This is a genomic window from Streptomyces sp. MMG1533, assembly GCF_001279775.1.
Classification (GTDB): Bacteria; Actinomycetota; Actinomycetes; order Streptomycetales; family Streptomycetaceae; genus Streptomyces.
In genome coordinates this window covers 1-11,831 of the sequence record NZ_LGDG01000258.1, presented here as the reverse complement: position 1 = coordinate 11,831, position 11,831 = coordinate 1, and the positions used below count along the sequence as shown (strand labels likewise).

Sequence of the window (11,831 nt, the reverse complement as noted above, 5' to 3'; positions counted from 1 at the left end):
CCGCGGTGGCATCCCGGAAAACAGATTGTACGAGACGTCTCGTCTCGCATACGGTCGACGGCATGACCAGTCGCCCCGCTCACATCGCCATGTTCTCCATCGCCGCCCACGGCCACGTGAACCCGAGTCTCGAAGTGATCCGCGAGCTCGTGACGCGCGGTCACCGGGTCACGTACGCGATTCCACCCCTGTTCGCCGAGAAGGTCGCCGAGACCGGTGCCGAGGTGAAGCCCTGGAACTCTGCTCTGCCCGGGCCCGACGACGACCCGGAGGCCTGGGGCACCACCCTCCTGGACAACGTCGAGCCCTTCCTGGCCGACGCGATCCAGGCGCTGCCACAGCTCATCGAGGCGTACGAGGGCGACGAACCGGACCTCGTGCTGCACGACATCACCTCCTACCCGGCCCGCGTCCTCGCCCACCGCTGGGGCGTGCCCGCGGTCTCCCTGTCGCCGAACCTCGTCGCATGGGAGGGCTACGAGGAGGAGGTGGCCGAGCCGATGTGGGCGGAGCCGAAGCAGACCGAGCGCGGACAGGCCTACTACGCCCGCTTCCACGCCTGGCTGGAGGAGAACGGGATCACCGAACACCCCGACCCGTTCACCGGCCGTCCCGCCCGCTCCATCGTCCTGATCCCCAGGGCGCTGCAGCCGAACGCCGACCGGGTCGACGAGGCCGTGTACACCTTCGTCGGCGCCTGCCAGGGCGACCGCACCACCGAGGGCGACTGGCGGCGTCCGGCCGGCGCCGAGAAGGTGGTCCTGGTGTCGCTCGGGTCCTCCTTCACCAAGGAGCCCGGCTTCTACCGGGAGTGCGTCAAGGCGTTCGGTGAGCTGCCGGGCTGGCACCTGGTGCTGCAGATCGGCAGGCAGGTGGACCCGGCCGAGCTGGGGGACGTCCCCGCGAACGTCGAAGTGCGCTCCTGGGTACCGCAGTTGGCGATCCTCAAGCAGGCCGACCTGTTCGTCACGCACGCCGGTGCGGGCGGCAGCCAGGAGGGCCTGGCCACGGGGACGCCGATGATCGCCGTACCGCAGGCCGTCGACCAGTTCGGCAACGCGGACATGCTCCAGGGCCTGGGCGTGGCCCGCCGTATCGACACGGAGGAGGCGACCGCCGAGGCGCTGCGGGAGGCCGCCCTCGCACTGGTCGACGACCCCGAGGTCGCCCGCCGGCTGAAGGACGTCCAGGCGGGGATGGCGGGGGAGGGCGGCACCCGCCGGGCGGCCGATCTCATCGAGGCCGAACTGCCGGTACGCCAGGCATAGGGCAGCGGGCACGGAAGAGGGCCCGTTGGCTCCCCGGCAGCCAACGGGCCCTCGGTCACAAGGGGGCTCAGACCCCCAGCCGCTCACCCTCGTCGTCCCGTGCCACGGGCCGGGCCACCGCCTCCGGCGCCTCGTCGTGGGTCAGGTCGGGCAGCCGGTGCAGCCACTTCGGCAGGTACCAGTTGCGCTCGCCGAGCAGGGCCATCACCGCCGGGAGCAGCACGCCCCGGATGATCGTCGCGTCGATCAGCACCGCGGCCGCGAGGCCGACGCCCATCTGCTTCATGGACTGCATGGACAGCGTGCCGAAGATCGCGAACACGGCGACCATGATGACCGCGGCGCTGGTGACGACCCCGGCCGTGGTGACCACGCCGTGCTGGATCGCGTCCCTCGTCGTACGGCCGCGCAGCCGCGCCTCGCGGATCCGCGAGACCACGAACACGTGGTAGTCCATCGACAGGCCGAACAGGATCACGAAGAGGAACAGCGGCAGCCAGGTGATGATGGCGCCGACGCCCTCCGCGCCCACCAGGGACGCGCCCCAGCCGTGCTGGAAGACGGCGACGAGGATGCCGTACGCCGCGCCCACCGACAGCAGGTTCAGCAGGATCGAGGTGATCGCGACCGTCAGCGAGCGGAACGACAGCAGCATCAGCACGAAGGCGAAGACCACGACGAACGCGAAGACCGGGATGACGGCTCCGGCCAACTGGTCGTTGAAGTCCTGCGAACCGGCCACCTGTCCGGTGATCGGCGCCTCGACGCCGTCGACCTTGCCGAGTGTGTCGGGCCTTACCTCGTCGCGCAGCTTCTCCAGGCTCGCGCCCGCCTTGTCCAGGTCGGAGCCGCCGACCAGCGGGACGTACACGAAGGCGATGTTCTGCTGGTCGTGCAGTTTGATCTCGACCGGGCCGCGCGAGGCACCCGAGGTGACCGCCTCCTCCTTGAAGGCGGCGAGCGCGTCCCGCACTTCGGGAGCGTTGATGTCGTCCGCCTTGACCACGACCTCGGCCGGCTCGGAGCCGCCCGGGAAGGCGTCGTTGACCCGGTTGTAGGTCTGCACGATGGGCAGCGAGTCGCCGAACTCCTGGTCCAGCGTGAGGTTCTGGGTCTTCATGCCGACCGCGGGCGCGGCGATCGCCAGCAGCGCGCCGGCCGCCACCACGGCGGAGAGGACGGGCCTGGCGAGGACGCCCTTCAGGACGGCCGTCCAGAACCGGCTGTCGCTGTTGCCGCTGCGGCGACGACGGCCCAGGAACGGGATGCGGCCCTTCTCGACCCGTCCGCCCAGCAGCGACAGCAGCGCGGGCAGCACGGTCACGGAGCCGACCATGGCCACGGCCACCACCATCAGCGAGGCCAGGCCCATCGCCTCGAACTCGGCGAGACCGGTGAACAGCATGCCCGCCATCGCCACGCACACCGTGACACCCGAGACGATGATCGCGCGGCCACTGGTCGCGGCGGCGATCCTCAGGGCCGTCTGGGCGTCCCGTCCGGCCTCGCGCTCCTCGCGCTCGCGGCGCAGGTAGAACAGGCAGTAGTCGACGCCGACGGCCAGACCGACCAGCAGCATCACGGAGTTGGCGGTGTCACTCATCGGCATCACATGGCTGACGAGGCCCATCAGGCCCATCGTCGCCATGATCGCGGTGACCGCCAGCGCCACCGGCAGCAGCGCGGCCACCAGCGCGCCGAAGGCGATGAGCAGAATGCCGAGGGCCACCGGCACCGCGGAGTACTCGGCCTTCTGGAAGTCGTCCCCGAACGCGTCGTCGAACGTCTTCATCATGCTGGCGCCGCCGATCTCCTCGATCCGCAGCGACTCGTGGTCCTTCTGAACCCCCTCGACGGCCTTCAGTACGGGCTCGACCCGCTCGCCCGCGGTCTCCGCGTCGCCGCGCATGTCGAACTGCACCAGCGCGCTGCGGCCGTCCTTCGAGATCGTGTCCGTGTCGTACGGCGACGTCACGTCCGTGACCTTGCCGGTCCCCTCGACCGCCTCCACGACCGCGGTGACGGCGGCCCTGAACTCGGCGTCCGTGGCTTTGACGCCGCCGTCCTTCGCCTGGATCAGTACGGTCTCACCGGCCGGTTCGTCGATGCCGGCGTCCTCGATGATCTTCGCGGCGGTGTGCGTCTCCCCCTTCAGCTGGTCGCTGTCCTTCACGTCGACCCGGCCGGCCGCCGAACCGAGCCCCATCGCCAGGACGACGAACAGCACCCAGATGCCGACGGCGGCCCATCGGTGTCGGGCACTCCAGCCGCCTGCCCGGGCGGCCAGGCCCCGTACCCGTATATCTCCGTTCGCCATGACCGGCTTGCCCCCTCGTGAGCGGTGGCAGCCCCCTGCCGCCACCTTTCGTTTCGAAGGTATGGGCTGGATAAGGCCATCTCGTCGTGCTGCCCGGTGAGGTGCCGACGGCGCGAATCATCCCCCTGGACCCGGCCCTCTCCGCACTGGGGAGGAGGCGGCCCCTTACATCTATTTGGGTGCTGTATGTCATTACAAATGTGATTACGAAACCTTGTTGAATAAGTCACAGGCGCGCGTAGCGGTTGATCCGTGCCCGCCGCATCCGCCAGAGTTTCGCGCAGCCGGCACCTTCGGCCGCGGCCGTCGTGCCCACCCCCACGGGGCACGACGGCCGCTTTATGGTGTGCGGATGACGACGACGTATGCGGCGCTGCTGCGCGGGATCAACGTGGGCGGCGCCAAGAGGGTCCCCATGGCCGAACTGCGCACGCTGATGGAAGGCCTCGGCTACGAGGGCGTACGCACGTATCTGCAGAGCGGCCAGGCCGTGTTCGCCTGCGACCACGGCGACCAGGAGTCCCTCGCCGCGGAGCTGGCCGGCGCGATCGAGAAGCGGTTCGGCTTCGCCGTCGACGTGATCGTGCGCGACCACGCCTATCTGAAGGCGATCGCCGACGCCTGTCCCTTCCCGGCCGCCGAGCTGGAGGCCAAGCAGCTCCACGTCACCTACTTCTCCGCGCCGGTCGACGCGGAACGTTTCGCGGAGATCGACCAAGCCGCCTTTCTGCCCGAGGAGTTCAGGCTCGGCGACCGCGCCCTGTACCTGTACGCCCCGAACGGTCTCGGCCGCTCCAAGCTCGCCGAACACCTCTCCAAGCCTCGGCTGAACAAGGGCGTGATCGCCACCAGCCGCAACTGGAACACCGTCGTCAAGCTCGTGGAGATGACGGAACCCTCGGGAGGCTGACCGTCCGGAGGTCGCGGTAGCCGGAGCGGGCGGTGTACGACATGACCTCGTCCGGGACCGCCAGCCGCGGGTCCTCGTACAGTCGGCGCAGGTCCTCGTCCGTGCGGGCCGCGGCGACCGTGTCCACCAGCGCGAGGTCGTCCTCGGCGAGGCCGGCGTCGCCGCGGATCACCTGGCCCCAGACGTCCCAGGGCAGCAGCTCCACGCCGTTGACCGCGGCGAGGTCCAGGAACACGTTGGTGCGGATGTACCAGAGGCCGTCGAGGTCGCCGTGGAACCAGACGCCGAACGTCTTCGGGTCGGCCCGGCCCTCCCGGCATGCCCGCCACGCGTCCCCGGCCACCAGGAACCGGTCCCTGGGCACGTCCAGCGGGTCGAAGGCCGGTTCGTAGGCCGGGTGCAGGACCTGTGCGTCGATCAGTCGCCAACTCCCGTCCGGGAGGCGGTACTCGGTGACCCAGTGGTCGTCGTGGTAGCCCGCCACGAAGTACGCGGCGAAACCGCAGCGGATCCGGGCAGCCGTCCCGGTGGCCCGCAGCAGCGAGCACAGCAGCAGCGAGAAGTCCCGGCACGTCCCCGCGAACCGCTCGTCGTACGGCCGTTTCGCGGTGAGCGGCCCGTCCCCGCGCTCGCGCAGGATCCGCAGCATCCCGCAGACGTACCGCGCCTCCGGGTCGTCGAGCTGCCGGTCCTCGGGGATCGGATGGCCGAGACGCTCGCTCTCTCCCCGATGGATGATCAGATCCCTCACCAGGTGGGCGAGTTCGGCTGGATCGCGGGGCAGATCGGCGAGGTCGAGGTCGCCCGGATCGCTGTACGGCGTGTGCTTCAGGTAGAGGTCCATGTCCGGGACCCTCGGCCTTGCCCCAGGGGCAGGGTCAACCCGGCTGCGAGAGGTCTGTCGCGTTTGTTCAAGAGACCTCGCCGCGCCCTCCCTAGCGTGAGACGCATGAACAAGGACGACCTGTATCCGTACCTGACGGAATGCGCCGCCGAGGCCGCCCGCGTGGCGCGCGGCGTGCCGACGGCACAGCTCGGCGACCCCACCCACTGCCCGGACTGGGACGTCCGCGCCCTGGTCAACCACTGGGTCCTCTACACCTCCCACGGCCTGGAGCACCGTGCCCTGCGCAAACAGCTCCCCGAGGAACTGACCGCCCGCGACTTCACCACCGACCCGGACTGGGCCGAGGCGTACGCCGCCCAGCTGGACCGTGCGGTGGCCGCCTGGGCGGACCCCAGGGTGTGGGAGGGCGAGGTGGACCTGGGCATGGGGACGATGCCCGCCGCCGAACTCGCCTCGCTGATCATCAAGGAGACGGCGGTGCACGGCTGGGACGTCGCCGCGGCCACCGGCCAGGAGTTCCGCGTCTCGGAGGGCGCGGCCCGGCTGGTCCTCGACGTGGTCGTCACCCACGGCGACCTCTACCGGCAGTACGACGGCTTCGCCGACCCGGTGCCGGTGCCGGACGACGCGCCCGTCTTCGAGCGAGCGCTCGCGGCGAGCGGACGGGACCCGCGCCTGGCCAAGGCCGAGACCCCCTAGGTGTGCTGTCCGGCGGATCAGGTCGCAGGAGATCGGCGGTGCCTCGTCGACGCAGATCGGCGTGCCAGGCCCCGCGTCTGCGGCATGATCCGCCGGACAGGCAGGCCCTAGCGGCTACGACTTCCGTCGATCACGCCCTGCGCGGTCGGTACAGCCGCTTCGGGCTCGTCCGGCACGAGCCCCGCCTCCGCCGTGGTCCGGGCGGTCGCAGTCCCGGAAGGGCCGGCCGCGCCCGCCAGGAAGGTCATCGGTCCGGCGTGACGCCGGCGCGGACCACCGCTCGCGGCGGGTCAGCGGGCCGGTGGTAGCGGTCTCCTCGGCCGCCGCGATCAGCAGACCGTTCGCACGGGGCCGCCCAAGGTCACCCGCAGGGCCGCTGCCCGGGGAAGGCCCGGGCCGGCAGACCGCGCCGCACCCGGTCCTGGACCCGCTCAGGCCCCGACCGCCGCCGGCAACGGCATCCGTGCCGCCTCGTACCGCGCCAGCAGCACCCGCGCCACCTCCGGCGCCGGGCCGAGGACGTCGGCCAGTACGTCCGCCTCGCCCGCGCCCCGCGCGATGCGGTCCGGAAGGAAGCCGGGGGCGAGGACGTACGGGGCTACGGCGACCTTCGCGCAGCCCAGGGACCGGAGTTCGCGTACCGCGTCCTCGGTGCGGGGGAGGGATGCGGAGGCGAACGCAGGCCGCACGGCGCACCAACCGGTGTGCCGCCACTCCCGCGCGATTTCTGCGATCACTGCGATCGCCTCCGGGTCGGTGGACCCCGCCGAGGCCAGCACGACCCCGGTCGAGGACTTGTCGGCGGGTGTCAACCCCGCCTCGTACAGGCGCCGTTCCAGCGCCGACAGCAGCAGCGGCGACGGGCCGAGGACCTCCGCCTGCAGGATGCGCAGCTGCGCCGGGGCGTCCCGCAGGACCGCCGGGATGTCCGCCTTCGCGTGGAACGCGCGCGTCAGCAGCAGGGGGAGGGCCACGACGTCACGGACACCCTCCGCCGCCAGGGACTCCAGCACCCCTTGTGCGGAGGGGATGTTGAAGTCCAGGAAGCCGGTCTCCACCCGTACGTCGGGGCGCAGGGCGCGCACCCGCCGTACGAGGGCGTGCACCGTCGCGGCGTGCCGCGGGTCGCGGCTGCCGTGGGCGATGACGAGGAGGACCGGCTTCTTGACCATGGTGTACATGGGACTCAGCTCTTCACCAGCAGGCCTCGGCTGCGCAGCACCCACCGCTCCAGCGGACTGAAGATCAGCAGGTCGATCGCGATGCCGACGAACAGGATGAGCAGGATGGCGAGGAAGACCGTGGCCATGCTGCTGTTCGTACGGCCCACCTCCAGCAGCTGGCCGAGGCCCACGCCGAGGTCCGGCGCCTGTGCGATGATCTCGGCGGCCATCAGCGAACGCCAGGAGAACGCCCACCCCTGCTTCAGCCCCGCCACATAGCCGGGCAGCGCCGCCGGCATCACGATGTGCCACGTACCGCGCAGCCCGGTCGCCCCCAGCGTCCGTCCCGCGCGCAGGAACAGCGGCGGCACCTGGTCGACGCCGGACACCAGACCGTTGGCGATCGACGGCACCGCGCCGAGCAGGATCACCGCGTACATCATCTCGGGCTTCAGGCCCAGCCAGATCACGGCGGCCGGCACCCAGGCCACCGACGGCAGCGACTGCAGACCGGACAGGATCGGACCGATGGCCGCGCGCACGAACTTCACCCGCGCCACGATCAGGCCGAGCGGCGTGCCGATGACCAGGGCGAGCACGAAGCCGAACAGGCCCCGCGAGACGCTGGTCCAGATGTAGTCGAGCAGGGTGCCCTTGAGCCACGCGTCCTCGGCCTCGGCCCAGACGGCACCGGGGGAGGGCAGCTTCGACGCGTCGTCGACGATCTTCAGGGAGATCAGCCCCTGCCAGATCGCGAGCACCACGACGGTGGCGACGATCGGCGGGAAGATCTTCTCGCGGAAGGTCTGCCGGAAGGGCGGACGGCCGGTGACCGAGGTCTCCAGCGCGTCGAGGCCCGCCTCGATGCCGCCCAGCGCGGAGCCGTCGGCGCTCGCGTCGGTCGTCTTCGTGTCAGTGCTGGCCATGGCGGCGGATCTCCCCACGCAGTACTTCGGTGATCTCGACGGACAGCTCGGCCACGGGCGCGTCCTCGATACGGCGCGGCTGCGGGATGTCGACCGTCCACTCGCGCGCGATCCGGCCCGGACGGGAGGACAGCAGGATCACGCGCTGCGCGAGCCGCACCGCCTCACGCACGTTGTGCGTCACGAAGAGGACGGACACGCCGGTCTCCGCCCAGATGCGGGTCAGCTCGTCGTGCAGCACGTCCCGCGTGATGGCGTCGAGGGCCGCGAACGGCTCGTCCATCAGCAGCAGGTTGCTCTCCTGGGCCAGGGCACGGGCCAGCGCCACACGCTGGCGCATACCGCCCGACAGCTCGTGCACCCGCTTGCCGTACGCGCCGTTCAGCCGGACCAGGCCGAGCAGCTCCTCGGTCCTGTCACGTCGTTCGTTCTTCGGAACGCCCCGCAGACGCAGGGCGAGTTCGATGTTCTTGCCCGCGGTCAGCCACGGGAAGAGGGCGTGCTCCTGGAACATCAGGGCCGGGCGGCCCTCCGTCGTGATGGACCCGACGGTGGGCTTGTCCAGCCCCGCCACCAGATTCAGCAGCGTGGACTTGCCGCAGCCCGAGGCCCCCAGGAGGGTGACGAACTCGCCGGGTGCGACATCGATGCTGATGTCGTCCAGTACGAGCTGTTGCCCGGCGGGGCCCGCGAAGGACTTCGAGACATGCTCAATGCGCGCCGCGTGCTCCACCGACTCGGCGGCCTTGGCGAAGGTCGTGGCCATGGTCGTCACCTCCTGGGAACTCATCGGGACCTGACTCAGCCCACGCCGAGGCCGGCGTCGCTGACCGTGCTCTCGCCCTCGGCCTTGAGGACCTTGTTCAGCGGCGTGAGGTCGTAGATGCCCTTCAGGTCGGGCTTCTCCAGCAGACCCGCCTTGACCGCGTGCTCCGCCTCGGTGTTGAGGGTGGCGGCCAGCGGGTCATTGGTGAACTGGATGGACTTCCACGCCGGGTCGATGACGTCGGCCGGCAGCGCCTTGCCCGAGTCCGACTCCAGCTGCTTGTTCGCCGCGGCCTTCGCCTCGTCAGGGCTGGCGTTGATCCACTTGTTGGCCTCGACCGAGGCCTTCAGCACGGCCTCGACGGCCTTCGGGTGCTCCTTGAGGAATTCCTGCCGCACGATGATGTTCGTGATGACGAACTTCTTGTCCGGCCACAGGTCGGCCTCGTCGAGCAGCACCTTGCCGCCCTCGGCGACCAGCTTGGACGCGGTCGGCTCGGGCACCCACGCGCCGTCGATGGAACCGGACTTGTAGGCGTCCGGGGTGACCTTGTTGTCGGTGCGGACGACCGAGACGTCGCCCTTGCCGCTCTCCGCGTCGACCTTCCAGCCCTGCTCCGCGATCCAGTTGAGGAACGCCACGTCCTGCGTGTTGCCCAGCTGGGGAGTCGCGATCGCCTTGCCCTTGACGTCCTTCAGGGACTTGATCTTGTCCGGGTTGACCACGAGCTTCACACCGCCGGACGCCGCACCCCCGATGATCCGCAGGTTCTTGCCGCCCGACTTGACGTAGCCGTTGATCGCGGGGGACGGGCCGATGAAACCGATGTCGATCGACGAGGAGTTGAGCGCCTCGATCTCCGAGGGACCGGCGTTGAAGATCTGGTAGGCGGCCTTGGTGGCGCCGAGCTGCTTCTGGAAGTAGCCCTTCTGCACGCCCACCAGCGCGGTGGCGTGGGTCAGGTTGCCGAAGTAGCCGATCTTGACGGAGTCGAGACCGTCGATCTTCTCGGCCCCGGCGGCGACCTTGGCGGTCCCGTCGTCCTTGGCCTCGGAGCCGTAACCGCAGGCGGCGAGGGCGAGCAGGGGAAGTGCGGTCACGGCGGCTATGCCGCGGCGAAGGAGGGCTGAGTGGTTGGCAGGCACGGGAGGTGTTCCTCTCGTTGGCCCGGCGGTCACGGTCTCTCAGGTCGTGGCCGGGAGGTCGGCAGGTTTTCGTCTACGGCGGTGGGGGGTGCGGGCGCGCAGGCAGTGCGCGTACGTCAGCGCACACATCGCGCGACTCCGCCCTGCCCGCTGCCGAGAGCACCGCTGCCGACGCGGCCGCCCTCCTTCGCGAACGAGGAGTAGAAATCGGTGGAGTTCATGCTCAGAAGTCCCACCCGTCGTCCTCGGCGGCGTCCTTGACGGGCTCCGGGGAGGCGAACGACTCGCCGACCATGCCGGCGGTGAGGGTGGTGCCGTCGTTCGGGTCGATCAGGATGAACGAACCGGTGCGCCGTGAGTCGGCGTACGAGTCGACGGGCAGCGGCTCGGCGGTACGGATCTTCACCCGGCCGATGTCGTTGGCGACGAGCTGTCCCGGGTGCGGGTGCAGGGACAGGTCGTCGAGCGTGAGACGGGACGGGATGTCCTTGACGATCGCCTTGACGGTGCGGGTGCCGTGCTTGAGCAGGACCCGGTGGCCGACGGTCAGGGGGGCGTCGGCGACGTGGCAGACGGTCGCCTCGATGTCCTGGGTGGTGGGCGGCGCGTCCTTGCTGGGCACGATCAGGTCGCCGCGCGAGATGTCGATGTCGTCCTCCAGCAGGAGGGTGACCGACTGCGTGGTCCAGGCGATGTCGACCGGCTCGCCGAGCAGGTCGATGCCGGAGATCTTCGTCGACCGGCCGGCCGGCAGCACCGTGATCTGCTCGCCCACCCGGAAGGAACCGGCCGCGATCTGGCCCGCGTAGCCCCGGTAGTCGGGGTGCTCGGCGGTCTGCGGCCGGATCACGTACTGCACGGGAAGCCGGGCGTGGCAGTGGCTGAGGTCGTGGGCGACCGGGACGGACTCCAGGTGTTCCAGGAAGGTCGGCCCGCCGTACCAGTCCATGTTCGCGGACGGCTCCACCACGTTGTCGCCGGCGAGCGCCGAGATCGGGATCGCGGTGACCTCCGGGACGCCCAGCTCGGTCGCGTACGCCGTGAACTCCTCGGCGATCGCGGCGAACACGGTCTCCCGGTACTCGACCAGGTCCATCTTGTTGACGGCGAGCACCACGTGCGGGACGCGCAGCAGAGCGGCGATCGCGGCGTGCCGGCGGGTCTGCTCGACGACGCCGTTGCGGGCGTCGACGAGGATCACCGTCAGCTCGGCCGTGGAGGCACCCGTCACCATGATGGCCCGGGGTGTCGGCGAGGATGAACCGGCGGCGCGGGGTCGCGAAGTAGCGGTAGGCCACGTCGATGGTGATGCCCTGCTCCCGCTCGGCCCGCAGGCCGTCGGTCAGCAGCGCGAGGTCCGGGCCCTCGGCGCCGCGGCTCGCCGAGGCGCGCTCCACGGCCTCCAGCTGGTCCGTGAGGATCGACTTGGAGTCGTGCAGCAGGCGGCCGACGAGCGTGGACTTGCCGTCGTCGACGGAGCCCGCGGTGGCGAACCGCAGCAGGGTGGTGGCCGAGAGTTCCTCGGTCGTGATGGTGCTCATGGTTAGAAGTACCCCTCGCGCTTGCGGTCTTCCATCGCGGCCTCGGACATCTTGTCGTCGGCGCGCGTGGCGCCCCGCTCGGTGAGACGGGAAGCGGCGATCTCGGCGATCACGTCGTCCAGCGTCGTGGCGTCGGAGTCGACCGCGCCGGTGCAGGACATGTCGCCGACCGTGCGGTAGCGGACCTGCCGCTTCTCGACGGTCTCGGTGTCCTTCGGGCCGCCCCACTCACCCGCGGTCAGCCACATG

8 protein-coding genes and 3 pseudogenes are annotated in these 11,831 nt (G+C 70.4%); 3 read left to right on the top strand and 8 right to left on the bottom strand.

Going from position 1 to position 11,831, the window contains the following annotated elements:
- Positions 1-10 precede the first annotated feature (10 nt).
- Positions 11-1,268: pseudogene (mgt, locus tag ADK57_RS37880) on the top strand (macrolide-inactivating glycosyltransferase).
- Positions 1,269-1,335: 67 nt separating this feature from the next.
- On the opposite strand, the gene ADK57_RS37875 reads toward mgt, so the two are convergent.
- Complete coding sequence (locus ADK57_RS37875) at positions 1,336-3,585, bottom strand: MMPL family transporter (RefSeq protein WP_053754229.1); 2,250 nt, start codon at positions 3,583-3,585, stop codon at positions 1,336-1,338.
- Between the two features lie 352 nt (positions 3,586-3,937).
- Here ADK57_RS37875 and ADK57_RS37870 point away from each other — a divergent pair, with 352 nt between their 5' ends.
- Positions 3,938-4,495, top strand: coding sequence for a DUF1697 domain-containing protein (locus ADK57_RS37870; protein WP_053754228.1), 558 nt, complete (start codon positions 3,938-3,940; stop codon positions 4,493-4,495).
- Here the strand turns inward: ADK57_RS37870 and ADK57_RS37865 are convergent.
- A complete protein-coding gene (locus tag ADK57_RS37865; protein WP_053754227.1) occupies positions 4,458-5,339 on the bottom strand; it encodes a transglutaminase-like domain-containing protein in 882 nt (293 codons plus the stop codon). The genes ADK57_RS37870 and ADK57_RS37865 overlap by 38 nt on opposite strands.
- 105 nt (positions 5,340-5,444) lie before the next feature.
- Here ADK57_RS37865 and ADK57_RS37860 point away from each other — a divergent pair, with 105 nt between their 5' ends.
- Complete coding sequence (locus tag ADK57_RS37860; protein WP_053754226.1) at positions 5,445-6,041, top strand: TIGR03086 family metal-binding protein; 597 nt, start codon at positions 5,445-5,447, stop codon at positions 6,039-6,041.
- 431 nt (positions 6,042-6,472) lie between these two features.
- Here the strand turns inward: ADK57_RS37860 and ADK57_RS37855 are convergent, their stop codons facing one another.
- From ADK57_RS37855 to ADK57_RS37825, 6 genes and pseudogenes are all read right to left on the bottom strand, one after another.
- Positions 6,473-7,213: a sirohydrochlorin chelatase gene (locus tag ADK57_RS37855; RefSeq protein WP_053754273.1), complete on the bottom strand. Its 741-nt coding sequence runs from the start codon at positions 7,211-7,213 to the stop codon at positions 6,473-6,475.
- A gap of 14 nt (positions 7,214-7,227) precedes the next feature.
- Entirely contained in the window at positions 7,228-8,130 is a 903-nt protein-coding gene (locus ADK57_RS37850) for an ABC transporter permease (protein ID WP_053754225.1), read from the bottom strand.
- Positions 8,117-8,920: an ABC transporter ATP-binding protein gene (locus ADK57_RS37845; protein WP_053754224.1), complete on the bottom strand. Its 804-nt coding sequence runs from the start codon at positions 8,918-8,920 to the stop codon at positions 8,117-8,119. Before ADK57_RS37845 ends, ADK57_RS37850 begins: the two co-directional genes overlap by 14 nt.
- Positions 8,921-8,931: 11 nt before the next feature.
- Positions 8,932-10,041: an aliphatic sulfonate ABC transporter substrate-binding protein gene (locus ADK57_RS37840; protein WP_053754223.1), complete on the bottom strand. Its 1,110-nt coding sequence runs from the start codon at positions 10,039-10,041 to the stop codon at positions 8,932-8,934.
- 223 nt (positions 10,042-10,264) lie between these two features.
- Positions 10,265-11,582, bottom strand: a pseudogene (locus tag ADK57_RS37830) (sulfate adenylyltransferase subunit 1).
- 2 nt (positions 11,583-11,584) lie between these two features.
- Positions 11,585-11,831, bottom strand: a pseudogene (locus ADK57_RS37825) (sulfate adenylyltransferase small subunit); the annotation flags it as partial.

Bases quoted from the DNA above. Each gene is read 5' to 3' on its own strand.
- ADK57_RS37875 (WP_053754229.1), bottom strand. From the start codon at position 3,585: ATGGCGAACGGAGATATACGGGTACGGGGCCTGGCCGCCCGGGCAGGC.
- ADK57_RS37870 (WP_053754228.1), top strand. From the start codon at position 3,938: ATGACGACGACGTATGCGGCGCTGCTGCGCGGGATCAACGTGGGCGGC.
- ADK57_RS37865 (WP_053754227.1), bottom strand. From the start codon at position 5,339: ATGGACCTCTACCTGAAGCACACGCCGTACAGCGATCCGGGCGACCTC.
- ADK57_RS37860 (WP_053754226.1), top strand. From the start codon at position 5,445: ATGAACAAGGACGACCTGTATCCGTACCTGACGGAATGCGCCGCCGAG.
- ADK57_RS37855 (WP_053754273.1), bottom strand. From the start codon at position 7,213: ATGGTCAAGAAGCCGGTCCTCCTCGTCATCGCCCACGGCAGCCGCGAC.
- ADK57_RS37850 (WP_053754225.1), bottom strand. From the start codon at position 8,130: ATGGCCAGCACTGACACGAAGACGACCGACGCGAGCGCCGACGGCTCC.
- ADK57_RS37845 (WP_053754224.1), bottom strand. From the start codon at position 8,920: ATGAGTTCCCAGGAGGTGACGACCATGGCCACGACCTTCGCCAAGGCC.